The sequence below is a fragment of the Curtobacterium sp. NPDC098951 genome, assembly GCF_044759965.1.
Classification (GTDB): domain Bacteria; phylum Actinomycetota; class Actinomycetes; order Actinomycetales; family Microbacteriaceae; genus Curtobacterium.
In genome coordinates this window covers 316897-335306 of the sequence record NZ_JBIWAG010000002.1, presented here as the reverse complement: position 1 = coordinate 335306, position 18410 = coordinate 316897, and the positions used below count along the sequence as shown (strand labels likewise).

At 71.9% G+C, this 18410-nt stretch carries 19 protein-coding genes; 10 read left to right on the top strand and 9 right to left on the bottom strand.

From position 1 onward, the window contains the following. Positions 1-69: 69 nt before the first annotated feature. The 5 genes from ACIQUC_RS06240 (at position 70) to ACIQUC_RS06220 (ending at position 4913) form a co-directional block, all read left to right on the top strand. Positions 70-612, top strand: a complete 543-nt coding sequence (locus tag ACIQUC_RS06240; protein ID WP_022908290.1) for a hypothetical protein — start codon at positions 70-72, stop codon at positions 610-612. A gap of 25 nt (positions 613-637) precedes the next feature. After that, complete coding sequence (locus ACIQUC_RS06235) at positions 638-1834, top strand: PIG-L family deacetylase (RefSeq protein WP_402264509.1); 1197 nt, start codon at positions 638-640, stop codon at positions 1832-1834. Between the two features lie 178 nt (positions 1835-2012). Then, on the top strand, positions 2013-2330 hold the full coding sequence (fdxA, locus tag ACIQUC_RS06230) for a ferredoxin (protein ID WP_058728223.1): 318 nt from the start codon (positions 2013-2015) through the stop codon (positions 2328-2330). A gap of 14 nt (positions 2331-2344) precedes the next feature. After that, positions 2345-3463: a succinyldiaminopimelate transaminase gene (dapC, locus tag ACIQUC_RS06225; protein ID WP_402264506.1), complete on the top strand. Its 1119-nt coding sequence runs from the start codon at positions 2345-2347 to the stop codon at positions 3461-3463. Between the two features lie 151 nt (positions 3464-3614). Further along, entirely contained in the window at positions 3615-4913 is a 1299-nt protein-coding gene (locus tag ACIQUC_RS06220) for a citrate synthase (protein ID WP_402265684.1), read from the top strand. Between the two features lie 308 nt (positions 4914-5221). Here the strand turns inward: ACIQUC_RS06220 and ACIQUC_RS06215 are convergent, their stop codons facing one another. After that, entirely contained in the window at positions 5222-6025 is an 804-nt protein-coding gene (locus tag ACIQUC_RS06215) for an alpha/beta hydrolase (RefSeq protein ID WP_402264503.1), read from the bottom strand. A gap of 13 nt (positions 6026-6038) precedes the next feature. Then, positions 6039-7007: a 2,3,4,5-tetrahydropyridine-2,6-dicarboxylate N-succinyltransferase gene (gene dapD, locus ACIQUC_RS06210; protein ID WP_402264500.1), complete on the bottom strand. Its 969-nt coding sequence runs from the start codon at positions 7005-7007 to the stop codon at positions 6039-6041. Between the two features lie 171 nt (positions 7008-7178). Here dapD and dapE point away from each other — a divergent pair, with 171 nt between their 5' ends. Continuing rightward, complete coding sequence (gene dapE / locus ACIQUC_RS06205; RefSeq protein WP_402264498.1) at positions 7179-8261, top strand: succinyl-diaminopimelate desuccinylase; 1083 nt, start codon at positions 7179-7181, stop codon at positions 8259-8261. After that, positions 8246-9490: a hypothetical protein gene (locus tag ACIQUC_RS06200; protein ID WP_402264495.1), complete on the top strand. Its 1245-nt coding sequence runs from the start codon at positions 8246-8248 to the stop codon at positions 9488-9490. The genes dapE and ACIQUC_RS06200 overlap by 16 nt, the downstream gene beginning before the upstream one ends. Here ACIQUC_RS06200 and ACIQUC_RS06195 read toward each other — a convergent pair. Then, positions 9469-10638: an AI-2E family transporter gene (locus ACIQUC_RS06195; protein WP_022908299.1), complete on the bottom strand. Its 1170-nt coding sequence runs from the start codon at positions 10636-10638 to the stop codon at positions 9469-9471. The two genes, ACIQUC_RS06200 and ACIQUC_RS06195, sit on opposite strands and share 22 nt — an antisense overlap. A gap of 127 nt (positions 10639-10765) precedes the next feature. Here ACIQUC_RS06195 and ACIQUC_RS06190 point away from each other — a divergent pair, with 127 nt between their 5' ends. Both ACIQUC_RS06190 and ACIQUC_RS06185 read left to right on the top strand, forming a co-directional pair. Beyond that, complete coding sequence (locus tag ACIQUC_RS06190) at positions 10766-10936, top strand: DUF3117 domain-containing protein (RefSeq protein WP_017887054.1); 171 nt, start codon at positions 10766-10768, stop codon at positions 10934-10936. Positions 10937-11059: 123 nt separating this feature from the next. Then, positions 11060-11818, top strand: a complete 759-nt coding sequence (locus tag ACIQUC_RS06185; RefSeq protein WP_402264491.1) for an AAA family ATPase — start codon at positions 11060-11062, stop codon at positions 11816-11818. Here the strand turns inward: ACIQUC_RS06185 and ACIQUC_RS06180 are convergent. After that, a complete protein-coding gene (locus ACIQUC_RS06180; RefSeq protein WP_022906172.1) occupies positions 11815-12447 on the bottom strand; it encodes an O-methyltransferase in 633 nt (210 codons plus the stop codon). The two genes, ACIQUC_RS06185 and ACIQUC_RS06180, sit on opposite strands and share 4 nt — an antisense overlap. A gap of 64 nt (positions 12448-12511) precedes the next feature. On the opposite strand from ACIQUC_RS06180, the gene ACIQUC_RS06175 reads away from it, so the two are divergent. Then, the gene (locus tag ACIQUC_RS06175) at positions 12512-12880 is read left to right on the top strand and encodes a twin-arginine translocase TatA/TatE family subunit (RefSeq protein WP_022906173.1); all 369 of its coding nucleotides are present in this window, start codon (positions 12512-12514) and stop codon (positions 12878-12880) included. Positions 12881-12961: 81 nt separating this feature from the next. Here ACIQUC_RS06175 and ACIQUC_RS06170 read toward each other — a convergent pair whose 3' ends face one another. From ACIQUC_RS06170 to ACIQUC_RS06150, 5 genes are all read right to left on the bottom strand, one after another. Then, positions 12962-14320 carry a carbohydrate-binding protein gene (locus ACIQUC_RS06170; protein ID WP_402264487.1) on the bottom strand — a complete coding sequence of 453 codons (1359 nt, stop codon included), beginning with the start codon at positions 14318-14320 and terminating at the stop codon, positions 12962-12964. A 137-nt stretch (positions 14321-14457) separates the two neighbouring features. Continuing rightward, the gene (locus ACIQUC_RS06165; RefSeq protein ID WP_402264484.1) at positions 14458-15306 is read right to left on the bottom strand and encodes a class I SAM-dependent methyltransferase; all 849 of its coding nucleotides are present in this window, start codon (positions 15304-15306) and stop codon (positions 14458-14460) included. A 10-nt stretch (positions 15307-15316) separates the two neighbouring features. Next, complete coding sequence (locus ACIQUC_RS06160; RefSeq protein WP_402264481.1) at positions 15317-16477, bottom strand: Mrp/NBP35 family ATP-binding protein; 1161 nt, start codon at positions 16475-16477, stop codon at positions 15317-15319. Further along, the gene (locus ACIQUC_RS06155) at positions 16470-16967 is read right to left on the bottom strand and encodes a DUF1003 domain-containing protein (RefSeq protein ID WP_042723632.1); all 498 of its coding nucleotides are present in this window, start codon (positions 16965-16967) and stop codon (positions 16470-16472) included. The genes ACIQUC_RS06160 and ACIQUC_RS06155 overlap by 8 nt, the downstream gene beginning before the upstream one ends. A 52-nt stretch (positions 16968-17019) precedes the next feature. Continuing rightward, positions 17020-18339 carry a magnesium transporter MgtE N-terminal domain-containing protein gene (locus ACIQUC_RS06150; RefSeq protein WP_402264478.1) on the bottom strand — a complete coding sequence of 440 codons (1320 nt, stop codon included), beginning with the start codon at positions 18337-18339 and terminating at the stop codon, positions 17020-17022. Between the last annotated feature and the right edge of the window lie 71 nt (positions 18340-18410).

Here is an 18410-nt window from a genome sequence, read left to right as displayed (position 1 = left end):
CCGTCGCGCACGTGACGTTCCCAGGGGACTCACGCCGCGCCTCCCGGCTCGCCCCCTAGGGTGCTGGGCATGCGCACCCCGACCCGCACCCTGATCGCCGCCGTCGCAGCCGGCATCGCCCTCGCCGGACTGGCCGGCTGCTCGTCCGACGCCGTGCGGCAGGCCACCGACCTCGGCTCCTCGGTCGCGTCGAGCGTCGCCGAGGGCGTGCAGGGCATCGACGGCAAGGCCGTCCAGGACGGCATGGCCTCGGTCGCCGGGGGCATCGACGGCGCCCTGGACACCGCGCTGAAGGGCGCGAACGTGACCTCGGACGGCAAGGTCCCGGACGGCTTCCCGACCGAGGACGTCCCGCTCGTCGACGGCACCGTGCTCGGCGGCGGCTCCGGCCCGAACGGCTCCGGCTGGGTCGCACAGGTCCGCGCGGGCTCCGTCGACGACTTCCAGGCGGCGGCGCAGCAGCTCACCGACGCCGGGTTCACCGAGTCGGCGAAGCGCGCGGACTCCTCGAGCGCCTTCGGGATGTTCCGGAGCGACGCCTACCGCGTGGTCCTGACGTTCTCGGACGGCAACGACGGTGTGACCGCGACCTACATCGTGACGCCCCGCTAGTCGCCGCTGGGTACGCTTGGACCCGATGTCGAAGGCCCCTGCAACCCGCCCCGAGCGCGTCCTGTTCGTGCACGCCCACCCGGACGACGAGACGCTCTCGTCCGGTGGGACGATCGCCACCCTGCTCGAGGTCGGCGCCGAGGTGACGGTGCTCACCGCGACCCGGGGTGAGCGCGGGGAGATGCTGACCCCCGAGCTCGGGCCGCTCTTCGGCGACGGCCCCCGGGTCGCCGCACACCGCGAGACCGAGATCGCCGGTGCCCTCGCCGCACTCGGCGGTCCCGCGCACCTCTGGCTCGGCGGCCCCGGTGCACGGCCGACGGACCTGCCCGAGCGCCGCTACACCGACTCCGGCATGCAGTGGGGCCCCGACGGTCGCGCGGTCGCCGCGGGGGACGCCCCGGCCGACTCGCTCACCGCGGCCGACCTCGGTGAGGTCGTCGACGACATCCGCGCCGCGATCCGTTCCACCGGCGCCGACGCGGTGGTGAGCTACGCCGACGACGGTGGCTACGGCCACCCGGACCACGTCCGCGTCCACCACGCGGCGCGGTACGCCGCACGCGCCGAGGAACTCCCGTTCTCGATGATCGTCGACCCCGACTCCGGGCAGGCCGACCTGACCGTGGACGTCCTCCCCGTGCGGGCGAAGGTCCGGGCGGCCGTCGAGCAGTACCGCTCCCAGGTGACCGTCGACCCCGTCGATCCCCGTGACCCCACCGCGCTGTCGTGGGTGATGCCGCACGGCGAACGGCAGCACGCCCGGGCGACCGAGGCGTTCCGGCACGACGTCGACCGGGTCCCCGAGGCACCGCAGACCTTCGCCGAGTTCTCGCGGCAGGGCAAGGTCACCGCGGTCGTGGTCGCCCTCGTCCTCGGACTCGTCGCCGGGGGACTCGGCACCGTCACGCACCAGCAGGCCCTCGGGGGGTTCCCGGTCGGGATCGTGCTCACCTCGCTCATCGTGGTCGGGCTGACGGTCGGCATCCGGCTGTTGTACCGGTCGCGGGCGATGGTCGCCGCGCTCGGCATCGGGATCATCGCCGCGACGCAGGTCCTGACCTCGGTGGCCGGGCAGAGCTCCCCGCTCGTGCTCGCGAACGTCGCCGGCTACGTGTGGACGTTCGGCCCCGCGGCCGTCACCGCGCTCGTGCTCGCCTGGCCGGACCTGTCCGGGATCCGGGCGGCCGCCGCACGGTCCGGCGGTGCGGACCGGTCCTGACGGTCCGGCGCGGTGATGCGGTCCTGACGGTCCGGCGCGGTGTGGACCGGTCCTGCGGTCCGGCGGAGTGCGGACCTCGCGGTCAGGCGGAGTGCGGACCTCGCCGTCCCGGCGGTCAGGTGCGGCCGGGCCGCGCGGGTAGACTCGATCTGCTCAGTCCGAAGGGAGCACCCCAACCGTGACGTACGTGATCGCCCAGCCCTGTGTCGACGTCAAGGACCGCGCCTGCATCGACGAATGCCCGGTCGACTGCATCTACGAGGGTGACCGGTCGCTGTACATCCACCCCGACGAGTGCGTCGACTGCGGTGCGTGCGAGCCGGTCTGCCCGGTCGAGGCGATCTACTACGAGGACGACCTCCCCGACGAGTGGGCCGACTACTACAAGGCCAACGTCGAGTTCTTCGAAGAGGTCGGTTCCCCCGGCGGTGCCGCGAAGGTCGGCGTGATCCACAAGGACCACCCGGTCGTCATGGCCGAGCCGCCCCGCGGCTGACCCGGAGCCGGACCGTGGCGCTCGACCTCCCCGACTTCCCCTGGGACCAGCTCGTCCCGTTCAAGCAGCAGGCAGCGGCGGTCGAGGGCGGCATCGTCGACCTCAGCGTCGGCTCGCCCGTCGACCCGACCCCCGCCGTCGTCCGCACGGCGCTGGCAGAGGCGACCGACGCGCACGCCTACCCGCAGGTCGCCGGGACGCCGGCCCTGCGCGAGGCGATCGCCGACTGGTACGGCCGTCGGCAGGGCGTCACGCTGACGCCCGACCAGGTGCTGCCGACGATCGGCTCGAAGGAGTTCATCGCCGGGCTCGCGCTCTGGCTCGGCATCGGCCGCGGTGACACGGTCGTGTTCCCGGCCGCGGCGTACCCGACGTACGAGCTCGGTGCGGCGCTGGTCGGCGCGGACGCCCTCGCCTCGGACGACCCGGCGGCGTGGCCGTCCACCACGAAGCTCGTCTGGCTGAACTCGCCGGGCAACCCGGACGGCCGCGTCCTGTCGATCGACGAGCTGCGTGCCGCGGTCGAGCGGGCCCGGGAACTCGGCGCGGTCATCGTCGGCGACGAGTGCTACGCCGAACTCGGGTGGGAGCCGCCCTACGACGTCGCCCCCACGCCGACCATCCTCGACCCCCGGGTGGTGGGGGACTCCGTCGACGGCGTGCTCAGCGTCTACTCGCTGTCGAAGCAGTCGAACCTCGCCGGGTACCGGGCGGCCTTCGTCGCGGGCGACGCGCGGGTCCTCGCCGAGGTGCTCGCGGTCCGCAAGCACACCGGCATGATGCCGCCGCTCCCGGTGCAGGAAGCGATGATCGTCGCCCTCGCCGACGAGACCCACGTGCAGGCGCAGAAGGCGCTGTACCGCGCCCGACGGAACATGCTCCGACGGGCACTCGAAGGCGCCGGCTTCCGGATCGACCACAGCGATGCGGGTCTCTACCTCTGGGCGACCCGGGGCGAACCCGCACTCGACACCGTCGCCTGGCTGGCCGAGCGCGGGATCCTCGTCGCACCGGGCACGTTCTACGGATCGGCGGGCGCGGAGCACGTCCGCGTGGCCCTCACCGCCACCGACGAACGCATCGCCGCAGCCGCGCAGCGACTGGCGAGCTCGCGGCGTCTGGCATCCGCCTGAGCCTTTCGCGCTCCGCGCAATCCGTGGTTCCCACCAAGTCCTGAGGCTCGATGTGTGCACGACCGACAGTGGGCGCGATTAGGCTGTCACCGTGACTGACACTGCCAATGACGCTCAGAAGACGGCCACACCGCCCACCACGCCCGTCCCCGTGAGTCCCGCCGCCGAGCAGGCCACGGCGACCGCGACGCTGACGTACCCGGGTGGCACGGCGGAGTTCCCGATCCTGCCGAGCGTCGACGGTGCGTCCGCCATCGACATCTCGACGTTCAAGAAGCAGACCGGGATGAACACCCTCGACTACGGGTTCGTGAACACCGGGTCGACGAAGAGCGCCATCACCTACATCGACGGCGACCAGGGGATCCTGCGGTACCGCGGCTACCCGATCGACCAGGTCGCGTCGAACCTGACCTTCCTCGAGGTGGCCTGGCTCCTCATCTACGGCGAGCTCCCGACCGAGTCCGAGCTCGCGTCCTTCGACGCCCGGATCCGTCGGCACACGCTGCTGCACGAGGACCTCCGTCGTCTGTTCGACGCCCTGCCGCACTCGGCGCACCCGATGTCGGTCCTCTCGAGCGCCGTCAGCGCCCTGTCGACCTACTACGAGGACGACATGGACGTCGACGACCCCGAGAAGGTCGAGCTCCAGACCGTCCGGCTCCTCGCGAAGCTGCCGGTGATCGCCGCGTACGCGCACAAGAAGTCCATCGGGCAGGCGTTCCTGTACCCGGACAACTCGCTGTCGTTCGTCGACAACTTCCTGCGCCTCAACTTCGGCACCATGGCCGAGACCTACCAGCCGAACCCGGTGCTGTCGAAGGCCCTCGAGCGGCTCCTCATCCTGCACGAGGACCACGAGCAGAACGCCTCGACGGCCACGGTCCGGCTGGTCGGCTCGACGAAGGCGAACATGTTCGCCTCGATCTCCGCCGGCATCAACGCCCTGTACGGCCCCCTGCACGGCGGTGCGAACGAGGCCGTCCTCGAGATGCTCCAGCAGATCAAGGACTCGGGCGAGCCCGTGACCCGCTTCGTCGAGCGGGTGAAGAACAAGGAGCGCGGTGTGAAGCTCATGGGCTTCGGGCACCGCGTCTACAAGAACTACGACCCGCGCGCGAAGCTCGTGAAGGAGTCCGCGCACGAGGTGCTCGAGGCACTCGGCGTGCAGGACGACCTGCTCGACATCGCCATGGAGCTCGAGGGCATCGCGCTCGAGGACGAGTACTTCGTCAGCCGCAAGCTCTACCCGAACGTCGACTTCTACACCGGCATCATCTACAAGGCGATGGGCTTCCCGCCGCGGATGTTCACGGTGCTGTTCGCCATCGGGCGTCTGCCGGGGTGGATCGCGCAGTGGCGCGAGCTGAACAACGACCCGCTGAACAAGATCGGGCGCCCGCAGCAGCTCTACGTGGGGCACGCCGAGCGGGACCTCCCGGCGCGCTGACGCCGCGCGCGGGAGCGCGGTGGTCGCCGCGTCGCCACTGCACCGCGCCCCCGCGCGAACAATGCGCCCCGTTCCGACGGGGCGCGATGTTCGTTCGGGGGCGCGCAGCGCACAACACAAGTCACGTCGAACCATGTCATCGCGTGGTTCGACGTGACTTTGGTTGTGCGGGAGTGGCGGGACGGGCGCGGCGGCGGACGGGAGGCGCGGTGCCGGCCCGCACCGCGCCTCCCGTCCGTCGCACGGCCGGCTCCACCGCCTGCCCGCTCACGCCGCCCAGCCGTCGGGCGAGCGCGCCGCGCCGCCGCTCAGGCGCCGGCGACGCGCGCTGCCCACGCCGAGACGAGGTCGAGCGCCCGGTCCGAGTCCGGCGACCCCGGTCGGTTGAGGAACGCGTGCCGCGCTGCCGCGAGCACGTGCCGTTCGACGTCGACGCCGGCGGCCCGGAGCTCGGCGGCGAACCGGTCGCCCGACGCCCGCATCGTGTCGTGCTCGGCGTCCACCATGAGCGTGCGCGGCATGCCCGACGGGTCCGTCCCGCCGGGGAACGCGGTGTCGCCGTCGCCCGCGCGTCCGACGTGGTTCCGGTTCGCCAGGTCGAGCAGCACCGGGTGGTGGGTCACGCGGCGGTGCCCGCGCACCGACCGCAGCACCGCCGGGTCGCGGGGCGTCCTGGCGTGGAAGAACCCGTACGCGAGGACGAGGCCGTTCGGACGCCGATCCTCCGGCAGCGCCAGGGTGACCGCCGCGGCGAGGCACGCTCCGGCGCTCGCGCCACCGAGGAACACCGGGCCGTCGGCCGCCGCACGCACCTCGGCGAGGACGGCGCGGACGTCGTCGTTCGGTACCGGGTGGTGTCGTCGACCGCGGGCGCCGCGTCGTCCGACGAACGGGAACCCGGGCAGGGGAGCGAGACGGTAGTCGACCGTGACGACGTCGAGTCCGCGGTCGGCGAGGGCACCGGCGACCGCGTGCGCCTCCGGCAGGTCGAGGTCACCTCGGAAGAACCCGCCGCCGTGCAGCCACACGAGCGTCGTGCCCCGAGCGGCCTCCGTACGAGCCGCGTACCGGCGGACCGGCACCGGGCCGTGCGGCCCCTCGACCACCCCCACGGCCGACGACCGGCTAGGCGTGCAGCGCGGTGTTGAGCTGGATGCCCTGCCCCCGCCGCTGCAGGGCCTCGACTGCGCCGGTCAGCGAGTTGCGGCGGAACAGGATGTTCGGCGTGCCCGAGAGCTCGGCGGCCTTGACCGTCCGGGGCGTCCCGTCGGGGTTCGGTGCCGCCCCGACGAGCACGACCTTCGTGCCGGCCGTCACGTACAGGCCCGCCTCGATCACGGAGTCGTCGCCGAGCGAGATGCCGAGCCCGGCGTTCGCCCCGAGCAGCGCCCGCTCGCCGAGGGACACACGGTGGGTGCCGCCGCCGGACAGCGTGCCCATGATGGACGCGCCGCCGCCGATGTCCGTGCCGTGGCCGACGACGACGCCCTGGGAGACGCGCCCCTCGATCATGGCGTCGCCGAGCGTGCCGGCGTTGAAGTTCACGAAGCCCTCGTGCATGACCGTGGTGCCGGGGGCGAGGTGCGCGCCCAGACGGACCCGGTTGGCGTCGCCGATGCGCACGCGGTCGGGCACGACGTAGTCGACCAGCCGGGGGAACTTGTCGATGGCGTGCACGGCGATCCCGGCGCGCTGCAGGCCGGGGCGCAGCCGCGTCAGGTCGTCGGGGTGCACGGGGCCGGCGTTCGTCCAGGCGACGATCGGCAGGTGCGCGAAGACGCCGTCGAGGTTGACCTCGTTCGGGCGGACGTGCAGGTGGCTGAGCAGGTGCAGGCGCAGGTAGGCGTCGGGCGTGCTGGCGGGGGCCGCGTCGATCGTGACCTCGGTCGTGACCGCCTCGATCGTGACGGCACGGCGGGGGTCGTCGCCGACGTGCGCCCGCAGCTCGGCGGGGAACGCGGCGTCGGCGGGGAGTGCGCCGAGGTGGGTCTCGGGGTACCAGGTGTCGAGCGTCGTGCCGTCGGCGGCGATCGTCGCGAGGCCGTGGCCCCAGGCGTGGGTCGGGCGGTCGGTGGCAGCGGTCGTGTCGGTCACCGCACCAGGGTACCCAGCGGTCGGTGGCGACCACCCGTCCGTCCGGACGGGTCCGACGGACGCGCACCGCGCCTCCCGGCCTGGAAGCGCGGCACCTGTGGACAGAGCACGAACCGTCCACAGGTGGTCACCTCGACGGCCCCTGCAAGGGTCGGCCGGTAGGCTTCCCGCATGCCGGAGCCGCTCGACCTCACCGCCTCGTCCATCGACATCACCCGTGCCATCTGCGACATCGAGTCGGTGTCCGGCAACGAGGGACCGCTCGCCGACGCGATCGAGGCCGCCCTGGCGCCGCTGCCCCACCTCGAGGTGATCCGAGACGGCGACGCGATCGTCGCGCGCACGAACCTCGGCCGCGACCGCCGGGTCGTCATCGCGGGGCACATCGACACCGTCCCGCTCAACGCGAACCTGCCGACCGAGTTCCGCACCGCCGATGACGGGACCGAGATCCTGTGGGGCCGCGGCACGGTCGACATGAAGGCCGGGTGCGCGGTGCAGCTCAAGCTCGCGTACGACCTCGCCGAACCGAACGTCGACGTCACGTGGGTGTTCTACGACCACGAAGAGGTCAGCGACGCCCTGAACGGGCTCGGTCGCCTGGCCCGGACCCGACCCGAGCTCCTCGCGGGGGACTTCGCGATCCTCGGCGAGCCCTCCGGCGCGCAGATCGAGGGCGGCTGCAACGGCAACCTCCGCGCCGAGATCCGTGCCTTCGGCAAGCGGTCGCACAGTGCCCGGAGCTGGATCGGCGACAACGCGATCCACAAGGCCGCACCGATCCTCGCCACCCTCGCCGCGTACGAGCCGCGCACGGTCACGGTCGACGGGCTCGACTACCGCGAGGGGCTCAACGCCGTCGGCATCACGGGCGGCATCGCCGGCAACGTCATCCCGGACGAGGTCATGGTGCACGTCAACTACCGCTTCGCTCCGTCGCGCACCGCCGACGAGGCCGTCGCCCACGTCCGTGAGCTGTTCGACGGCTACGACGTGCAGATCGTCGACCTCGCGGCCGGGGCCCGGCCGGGGCTCGACGCTCCGCTGGCGCAGGACTTCGTCGCGGCCGTCGGGGGTCCGGCACCCCGGCCGAAGTACGGCTGGACCGACGTCGCCCGGTTCTCGGCGCTCGGCGTCCCCGCGGTCAACTACGGCCCCGGCGAGCCGGTCTGGGCCCACCACGACGACGAGCAGGTCCCCGTCGACCAGATCACCTCGGTCGAGCACGGTCTGCGTCGGTGGCTGACGGCCTGACGACGGCCGGGTCGACCCGGCTGAGCCCTGCCCGCGCCCGGTGGAACGCCCGCTACCGGGTGGTGCCGTGGTGGGTGCGGATCACGGTCGTCTACGTGCTCGCGCGGATCGTGACGGGCGTGATGCTCGCCGCGTTCGCGAGCGTGCAGGCCGCGAACTCGTTCACGGTGCAGCACCCGGGCCTGCTGTCGTTCTCGTCGATCTGGGACGGTGCCTGGTACCGGGTGATCGCCGCGTCCGGGTACCCGTCGACGCTGCCGGTGGACACCGCCGGGCACGTGACCGAGAACGCGTGGGCGTTCATGCCCGCCTACCCGTTCCTCGTGCGTGGTCTGATGGCCGTCACGGGTGCGTCCTTCGAGTTCGTCGCGGTGTCGGTGTCGGTGCTGTTCGGCTGGGGCGCGGCACTGGTGTTCCGACGGCTGATGGGGCGGTTCCTCGACCCGGCGCGGGCGACCTTCGCGACGGTGCTGTTCGTCGTCGCCCCCGTCTCCGCGATGTTCCAGGTGGCCTACGCCGAGTCGATGGGCCTGTTCCTGCTCCTCGTCGCCCTGCTGCTCATGGTGGACCGCCGCTGGTGGTCGATGCTCCCGGTCGTGCTGCTGCTCGGCATGACCCGGCCGACCGGGCTCGCGTTCGCGCTGCTGATCGCGCTGTTCCTCGTGGCGTGGGCGGTCCGGCCGGCCTGGGTCCGGGCGTCCGCACCGCTCACCGTTCGCCAGCTCGTGCCGCCCGCCGTGGTCGCCGTGGTGTCCGGGCTCGTCGGCCTGGCGTGGCCGGCGATCGCCTGGGCGGTCACCGGGGTGCCGCGGGCGTACACCGACACCGAGCTGGCCTGGCGGTCGTCCTACATCGGGTGGAAGGAACTCGTCCCGTTCGCACCCTGGGTGCAGGGCTTCGGGTGGTGGTTCGGGCAGCCGGCCGGCGCGGTCCTGCTCGCCGTGGTGGTCGTCGGGTTCGTGGTGTTCGTCGCCCTGCCGGCTGCCAGGCGGATCGGGCTGGAGCTGCGCCTGTGGGGCGTCGCCTACCTCGTGTACCTGCTGGCGGTGTTCTTCCCGCAGTCGAGCACCTGGCGCATCCTGCTGCCGATCGCCCCGCTGCTCGGGATCGTGGCGCTGCCCCGGTCGCGGGTCTACCGGGTGGCGGTCGTGGTCGTGTGCATCGCGCTGCAGTGGGTGTGGATGTACTTCTGCTGGTGGATCGACGGCTACGACTGGACCCCGCCGTGATCGGCGTCGACCCCGCCGTGATCGGCGTCGACCTCGCGCTCCTCGGCGCCGCGTTCCACCGCCTCGGGGTCCGCTGACGCCGCAGCGTGGATCATCGCGTTCGCGGTGGCGATGAACGGCACCGCGAAGAACGCCCCGACGACGCCGGCGATGGTCGTGCCCGCGGTGACGCCGAGCACGACACCGAGCGGGTGCACGCGGACCGCCGACCCGGTGAGGAACGGGTGCAGGACGTGGCTCTCGAGCTGCTGCACGGCGATCACGATGCCGAGCATGATCAACGCCGGGACCCAGCCGTTGAACACGAGGGCGATGACGACCGCCACGACCCCGGCGACGATGGCGCCGACGACCGGGACGAACGCGCCGAAGAACACGATGACCCCGATCGGGATCGCGAGCGGCACCTGCAGCGCGAGGGCGCCGATCACGATGCCGAGCGCGTCCGTGACCGCGACGACGAGCTGGACCCGGATGAAGCTCGTCAGGGTCTTCCACCCGGCCTGTCCGGCGACGTCGATCCGACCGCGCGCCCGGCGGGGGAAGAGCCGCACCACCCACGACCAGATCCGCGGCCCGTCGACGAGCACGAAGATCGTCGTGAACACCACGATGAAGAGGCCCTCGAGCACGTGCACGAGCCCGCTCCCCGCCTCCGCCGCGCCCGAGGCGATCGACGACGCGTGCGACTGCAGGAACTTCGTCCCGTCGGACAGCCACTTCGTCACCTGCGAGGCGGTGATCCCGAACGGCTCGGTGGCGAGCAGGGACTGCAGCGACTGCACGTTGTGGTCGAGGCGGTGCTCGAGCATCGGCAGGTCGTACCGGATCTGCGCGGTGACGACGAGGGCGAGCACGCCGATGACGATCACCACCGCGAGGAAGCAGGACAGCACCGCGAGCCACTTCGGCCACCGGTGTCGCTGCAGGAACCGCGAGAACGGCGCGAGCAGGGCGCACACGATGAGGCCGATGAGGAACGGCACCACGATGTCCTGCAGCAGGATGACCAGGGCCACGACGACGGCGAGGGCCCCGACGACGACGATCAGTCGCCACGAGAAGGCCCCGGCGACGCGCATGCCCGCTGGGACGGCCTCGACGGCGGGGTCGAGCGGTTGACGGCGCTTGGAGCGGATGTACGGCACACGCCAAGGTGACCACTCGGAACCGCGAGAACGTCGCGATCCGCGGCCCCCAACCTGGGCGGTTTCGCAGTTCCCCCACCGATACGAGATAATGGGGGTGCATGTACTGCACGAAAGGGGACATCTGATGGCAGCCATGAAGCCGAGGACCGGTGACGGGCCGATGGAGGCTGTTAAGGAGGGTCGACTCATCATCGTGCGGGTTCCGCTCGAAGGTGGAGGCCGCCTGGTCGTCTCGGTCAACGATGCCGAGGCCAAGGAACTCCACGACGCACTCGCCGAGGTCGTCTCGGCCTAGTACGTCGACGCACCAGAACGGAGGGCCCGGAGCGCGTACGCTCCGGGCCCTCCGTCCGTCCCCGCACCGCGCGCGTCTGCCCCGCACAGGGCGGATGTCGGCGCGGCAGGGCAAGATGGCGGCGTGCCGAGGACCCACCTGCCGATCCGTCGCGTCGAGGAGTTCCGCGACCCGCACCCGATGCCACGCGACGTCTGGCCCGCCACGCTCGCCCCGGTCCGGCAGCTCCTCGACGAGGGGCTCGACCTCGACCCGGTCACGGTCTTCGTCGGCGAGAACGGTGTCGGCAAGTCCACCATCGTCGAGGCCATCGCGCTGCAGTTCGGCACGGGACCCGAGGGCGGCGGCACGGGGTCACGGCACTCGACCCGTCCGTCCGAGTCCGACCTGTGCGAGCACATCGCCATCCGACGCGACTTCGGCGCCCCGCGCGGCGGGTTCTTCCTGCGGGCGGAGACCATGCACGGCTTCTTCACCTACCTCGAGGAGCACCCGAACCACGCCCGACCCGAGCCGGTCTTCCACGAGCGCAGCCACGGCGAGTCGTTCCTCGACTTCGTGATCGACCGCGCGCGGTGGCCCGGCCTGTGGATCCTCGACGAGCCCGAGTCCGCGCTGTCGTTCTCCGGCTGTCTGGCGCTGATCGGCCTGCTGCAGTCCATCGTCGAGAGCGGTGTCGGACAGGTGCTCATGTCGACGCACTCACCGGTGCTCGCGGCCTTCCCCGGTGCGACGATCCACGAGGTCGGCGAGTGGGGGCTCCGACGGACGGAATGGGCCGACCTCGACCTGGTCCGGCACCAGCGGTCGTTCCTCGAGTCCCCGGAGCGCTACCTGCGCCACCTCGGGAACGACGACCCCGACCGAGACGACACCGACTAGGCGGAGACCTTCGTCATCTGCAGCAGTCCGTCTCCGGCCGGCGACAGTGCGCTGATGACCGCACCCGACGTCGAGACCTCGGTGAGCAGCAGGCGGAAGTCGGTGGTCGCCCGGTCCCGCTTCACGGGATCGGCGACGCGGCCGCGCCACAGGGCGTGCGGCACGAGGACGGTCCCGCCGAGGCGCGCCAGCCGCAGGCCGTGCTCGACGTACTCGATGACGTGCTCCGGGTCGGCGTCGACGAGGACGACGTCGTAGGACGCCTCGTTCATGCGCGGCAGCACCTGGTTCGCGCGACCCGGGATGAGCCGGATGCGTGCGGGTGCGGTGCCGGCGGCGATGAACGCGTCACGGGCGTACTGCTGGTGGTCGACCTCGACGTCGATCGTGGTGAGCGTGGCGGACGGTGCGCCCCCGAGCAGGTACAGCCCGGACACCCCGAGTCCGGTCCCGATCTCGATCATGCTCGTGGCGCGCGAGGCGGCCGCGACGACCCCGATCTGTGCGCCGATGGCGGGGGAGATCGCCTCGACCCCGAGTTCGAGGGAGTGCTCCCGCGCTCGGGCGATCACCTCGGACTCCGAGACGATGTCCTCGGCGAACTTCCAGTTCGACTCTTTCTCTGACACGCACACTCCGTTCGGGTGACAACTCTACGGGTGCTGCGCGGTGCGGACGGGTTACGCTCGTACCGTGTTCGACGGCTTCGAGAAGTTCCTGGTGATCGGGATCATCGGCGTCCTCCTGCTCGGCCCGCAGCGGCTGCCGCAGTACGCACAGAAGCTCGCCGAGTTCGTCAAGGCCGTCCGCCGCTTCGCCGACACCGCGAAGGACCGGATGCGCGAGGAGATGGGCCCGGAGTTCGACGAGGTCGACTGGCAGAAGCTGGACCCCCGGCAGTACGACCCGCGACGCATCATCCGTGACGCGCTGCTCGACTCCGGCAGCAGCGTGGCCGCCGTGCAGACGGCGCAGGTGACCGCCTCCAAGGTCCGTGCGACGGCACCCGTGGTGCCGCTCGCCGTCGGCGAGGCAGCACCGTTCGACGCCGAGGCGACCTGACGCCGGATCACGTGACCGTGTGACGGCCAGGAGGCGCGCTGCCAGCCGGCACCGCGCCTCCTGGCCGTCAGATGGCCGCGTCTACCGCAGGTCGGCCAGGAACCGGTCCGTCCAGGCGAGCGCCGGTGCGCTCGGCACCGAGCTGCAGGTCGACATCGCCGTCGTGGAGGAGCACGGGGTGTCCCGGTCGAGCGACCAGAAGTGGATGCCTGCGAGACCGTTCGCCTTCGCGTAGGCGGTCAGCGTGTCGACGTCGGCGAGGGTGAACACCTCGTCCGAGGCGTCGTTCACACCGATCATCGGGGTGACCTCGATCTTCGACGGCGCGATGCCGTAGGTGTGCTCGAGGTTCGTGACGGCTTGGATCGAGGACCTGCCCATCTCGCAGGTCGACCCGGAGAGGACGCAGTTCGCGGTCGTCGCGCGGCCGAAGTCCATCGTCATGAGGTTGACGGTGTAGTTCGTCAGGCTCGACGCCTTGATGGCCTTGACCGTGGCGTCACCGGTGCTGTTCAGGCCGCCGAAGCTCCCGTCGCTGGCAGCCAGGGTCGCGAGGGTGAACGAGAACCGCATCCCCGGGTACTTCGACTGCGCGAGCGCCGCGGCGTTCACGAGGTTTTGCACGTCGGCCGCGGACTGCCCGCTCTCGATGTCGAAGTCGACGCCGATCATGTGCGGGGTCGCGTACCGCGCGATGAAGCTCTGCAGCGCCGTACCGGAGCACTTGAACGACCCCGCCGCGCCGCCGGTGCTCACGATGTAGTTCACCCCGGCGGCGTCGAGCTTCGGGATGTTGGCGCTCGCGAAGGCGTCCGCGGCGACCCCGCCCCAGTTCTCGCTGCCGCAGGTGCCGGTCGCGAAGGCGAGGGTGATCGCCCCGAGCCCGGGCTCGCGGGTGGACACGAGACTGTTCGACGACCCGACGACGGGGATCCGTGATCCGGTGACCGCGGTGTTCATCACGTTGGTGTTCCAGTCGAGGTTCACGGTGACGTCCTTGTAGGGGCTGAAGACCAGGCCCTTCGCCGTCCCGCCCGAGCCGCCCGTGCCCGTGCCCCCGCCGGTACCCCCGCCCGTGCCGGTCCCGCCGCCACCCGTGCCACCACCCGTGCCGCCGCCGGTGCCCGTGCCGCTGCACGCGCCGGTCGAGGTCCACGGCTGGCCGCTCCCCGTCGCCCCGGAGTGGGTCGCCGGGTCGTCGCCCTGCGTCCACCAGTTCGCGGTGTAGTTCGTGCCGTTCTCGCTCACCGTTGCCCCGCCGGTGTAGGCGGTGCCGGCGTTCCACGCGGTCGCGCACGCCGCGGTGGCGGCCATCGCGGGCCCCACAGCGACGGAGCCGCCCGCGAGTGCCGCCGCGATCACCGCGACGAGTCCGATCCTGAGCCTGGTCTTGCTGTTCACACGGTTCTCCTGTCCTCGGCCGGCGTCGTTGCCGGACACGGGTGGAGCTCCTGCAGACCCGATTCCGCAGGAGCATTGTGGAATACCCCTGCATAATGCTCTGCGGTGGAACGACCTGTCCATGAAAGGACGTACAGCCGAGCGGTCCCCGGACTGTTCGGCTGTGGTCCACCCGCTCAGTCCCTGGTGGCGACGATCGTGAACGTCGTGGGGAGCCGGTCCCGGTCCTCGCCGGGCCACGCCCACGAGCCGTCGCCGGTGTCGACCATGCGCGGGCTGAACCGCCACGGCAGGGTGCGGCCTTCGTCGAGTCGTCGGAGTCGGAGCCCGGCACCGAGCATGGCGTTCACGATCTCGGACAGCGGGTGCGGCCACTCGTACGTCCGGGTGTTCGCCACCGTGCCCTCGCCGGCGTAGGTGCCGGCGTCGTCCCACTGCTGTGCCGAGCCGTCCGCGAAGTACCGGTAGCGGGTGACGAGCCCGTCGGCGTCCTCGTCGAGCGCGTACAGGGCGGGGTGGCCGTCGCGGATGAAGAACACGCCGCCCGGCCGCAGGAGCGCCGCCACCTGGGCGGCCCAGCGGTCCAGGTCGTCGAGCCAGCAGATCGTGCCGATGCTCGTGTAGACGACGTCGAAGTCGCCGACCACCGCAGCTCGGGCGTCGAGGACGTCCGTCTCGACCCAGGTGACGTCGAGTCCGAGCCGTGTCGACAGCCCGGCGGCCGAGGCGAGCGCCGCGGGGGAGAAGTCGACGCCGGTGACCCGGGCGCCCTCACGCGCGAGCGAGACCGTGTCGGTGCCGATGTGGCACTGCAGGTGGCAGAGGTCGAGGCCGGCGAGGGAGCCGTCCGGCAGCCAGGGGCGCAGTGCGGGCAGGTCGTCGCGGACGACGGTCGAGCGGTGGTCCGGGTCGGTCAGGGCGTCGATCTCGTAGGCGCCCTCGTGGATGGGCACCCGGTCGTCCCAGTTCGCGCGGTTGGTGTCGCGGGCCTGCTCCCAGTCGACGCTGACGTGATCAGTGCTCATGCACTCGACCCTACGACAGCGTCAGACCGAGCTTCCGACCCGACAGCCCGCGCCCCATGGTGCCGATGCGGTCCGCGATCTCCGCCAGCGCCAGCGCCGCCGGGTCTTCTGGAACGCCGAGCACGACCGGCAGCCCGGCGTCCCCGCCCTCGCGGAGCGGCACCGACAGCGGCACGCTGCCGAGGACCGGCACCGGGGCGTCCTGGCCGCGGGAGAGCCGTCGCGCGGTCTCCTCGCCACCACCCTCGCCGAAGAGGTGCAGCACCTGGCCGTCCGGCTGCACGAGACCCGCCATGTTCTCGACCACGCCGATCACCCGCTGCCCGGTCTGCCGGGCGACCGTACCGCTCCGCTCGGCGACGTCCGCCGCGGCCGCCTGGGGTGTGGTGACGACGAGGACTTCGGCGTGCGGGAGGAGCTGGCCGACCGAGATCGCCACGTCCCCCGTGCCGGGCGGCAGGTCGAGCAGGAGTACGTCGAGGTCGCCGAAGTACACGTCGGTGAGGAACTGCGAGACGGTCCGGTGCAGCATCGGGCCGCGCCACGACACCGCGGTCGAGACGTCGTCGACGAACATGCCGATCGAGACGACCTTCACGTCGTGGGCGACCGGCGGGAGGATCATGCTGTCCACCCGTGTCGGCCGGGGTGCGACGCCGTGCTCGTCGGTGAGGCCCATCAGCCCGGGCACGCTGAACCCGTGCACGTCGACGTCGACGATCCCCACGCGCTGCCCGCGGGCCGCGAGGGCCGCCGCGAGGTTCACGGTGACCGTCGACTTGCCGACGCCGCCCTTGCCGCTCGTGACCGCGATCACCCGGGTGAGCGAGTCCGGGGTGAACTGCACGCCCCGGGGTCTCCCCGCGCGGAGGCGTTCGGTGAGCGCGGCGCGGGTCGCCGGGGCCATCACGGACACGTCGACCGCCACGCTGGAGACACCGTCCACGGACCCCGCGGCGACGCGCACGTCGCGCTCGATGGTGTCGGCGGCGGGGCACCCGACGATCGTGAGCTGCAGGTCGACGCGAACCGCGCCTCCTGGCTGCACGTCGACGCCACGGATCATGTCGAGCTCGGTGACGGGCCGGCGGATCTCCGGGTCGACGACGCGGCCGAGCGCCGCGAGGACCGCGGTGCCCAGCTGCTCGTCGGTCCTGGCGGCGTCAGCCACGGGCCGTCGTGCCGGGTTCGTCGGCGAAGCCGGCGTCCTCGGCGTCGCGCCGGTCGAGTTCCTCGAGCAGGGAGCGGATCTCGGCGCGGATGAAGTCCTTCGACGCCATGTCCCGCATCGCCAGGCGGAGTGCCACGACCTCGCGGGCGAGGTACTCGGTGTCCGCGAGGTTCCGCTCGGCGCGCTGCCGGTCCTGCTCGAACTGCACCCGGTCGCGGTCGTCCTGCCGGTTCTGGGCGAGCAGGATGAGCGGCGCCGCGTAGGACGCCTGCAGGGACAGCACGAGGGTCAGGGCCGTGAAGCCGATCGCCGCTGAGTCGAACTGCCACGCCCGTGGTGCGAGCGTGTTGTAGCCCATCCACACGACGCAGAAGAGGGTGAGGCCGACGAGGAACCACGGCGTGCCCATGGCCCGCGCGATGCCCTCGGTCGCGCGACCGAAGGTGTCACCACGGCCGCGGCGTCGGGTCGGCAGGACGCGGGTGCGCATGCCCTTGGGCGAGTCGAGTCGAGCGTCGGTCCGCTCGCGATCGCGGCGGTTGTCATCCGTTCGGGCCACGGGTGGTCCTCCTTCCCGTCGTCACGGGCGTCCTGCGTGGGCGTTGGCGTGGAAGCGGTGAGGGTTCCCCCTCGCCCTGACTTCGCCAGTCGTCCGGCAGGACGTGGTCGAGGACATCGTCGATCGTCACCACCCCGACGAGACGGTGGGCGTCGTCGACCACGGGGACGGACAGCAGGTTGTAGGTCGCCATGATGCGGGTGACCTCGGCCGCACTCGCGTCCACGCGGACCGGGTCGGTCTGCTGGTCGATCAGGGTGCCGAGCCGCTCGTTCGGCGGGTACCGGAGCATCCGCTGGAAGTGCACGAGCCCGAGGAACCGCCCGGTCGGCGGTTCGTACGGCGGCAGCGTCACGCAGACGGCGGCACCGAGCACCGGCGCGAGTTCGTGACGGCGGACGAGTGCGAGGCCCTCGGCGACGGTGGCGTCCGCCGAGACGATCACCGGCTCGGTCGTCATGAGCCCACCGGCGGTGTCCGGCTCGTACTCGAGGAGCATGCGGACGTCCTGCGCCTCCTCCGGCTCCATGAGCTGGAGGAGCGCTTCGCTGCGTTCGTCGGAGAACTGCGCGAGGACGTCGGCCGCGTCGTCGGGCTGCATGTGGTCGAGGACGTCGGCGGCCCGGGAGTCCTCGAGCCGGGTGAGGATCTCGATGCGCTCCTGGTCGGGCATCTCCTCGAGCACGTCGGCGAGCCGGTCGTCGGGGAGTTCCTCGGCGACCTCGAACCGGCGCTCGGCGGGGAGGTCGAGCAGCGTGGACGCCAGGTCCGCCGGCAGCAGGTCGGAGTAGGCGGCGATGACGTGCTCGGCCGACTGGGCCTCGCCGGGGAGCTCGTCCTCGGTGACCTCGTTCCAGGTCGCGAACGTCGTGGGGCCCTTGCCGAACGGGGACGGCGTGGTCTTGGGCTTCCGGAGGAAGAGCTGCGAGACCTCCCACTCGCCCTGCCCGCGGTCCTCGATCGCGACGTCCTCGATGGTGGCGCGCGTGCGCTCCTTCTTGATGAGGACCTTGCGACCGAGCATCTCCGCGATCACCCGGACCTCGCCGCCGCGCTGTTCGAAGCGGCGCATGTTCACGAGGCCGGTCGTGATGACCTGCCCGGCGCCGATCGAGGTGATGCGGCCGATGCTGACGAAGATGCGGCGCTTGCCGGGGACCTCGACGATCAGGCCGACGACGTGCGGGGGGTCGGCTCGGCGGTACACGACCAGGACGTCCCGGACGCGACCCACGCGATCGCCGGCGGGGTCGAAGACGGAGCACCCGGCGAGACGGGCGACGAAGACCTTCGTGGCGCTCACCCGACCCAGCGTAGTCGGTACGTCCGAGCGGAACCGCCGCGGCGGTCGGCGGCTTCCCTGAGAGTGCACGT

Bases quoted from the DNA above. Each gene is read 5' to 3' on its own strand.
- ACIQUC_RS06240 (WP_022908290.1), top strand. From the start codon at position 70: ATGCGCACCCCGACCCGCACCCTGATCGCCGCCGTCGCAGCCGGCATC.
- ACIQUC_RS06235 (WP_402264509.1), top strand. From the start codon at position 638: ATGTCGAAGGCCCCTGCAACCCGCCCCGAGCGCGTCCTGTTCGTGCAC.
- dapE (WP_402264498.1), top strand. From the start codon at position 7,179: ATGCCGGAGCCGCTCGACCTCACCGCCTCGTCCATCGACATCACCCGT.
- ACIQUC_RS06190 (WP_017887054.1), top strand. From the start codon at position 10,766: ATGGCAGCCATGAAGCCGAGGACCGGTGACGGGCCGATGGAGGCTGTT.
- ACIQUC_RS06165 (WP_402264484.1), bottom strand. From the start codon at position 15,306: ATGAGCACTGATCACGTCAGCGTCGACTGGGAGCAGGCCCGCGACACC.
- ACIQUC_RS06155 (WP_042723632.1), bottom strand. From the start codon at position 16,967: ATGCGCACCCGCGTCCTGCCGACCCGACGCCGCGGCCGTGGTGACACC.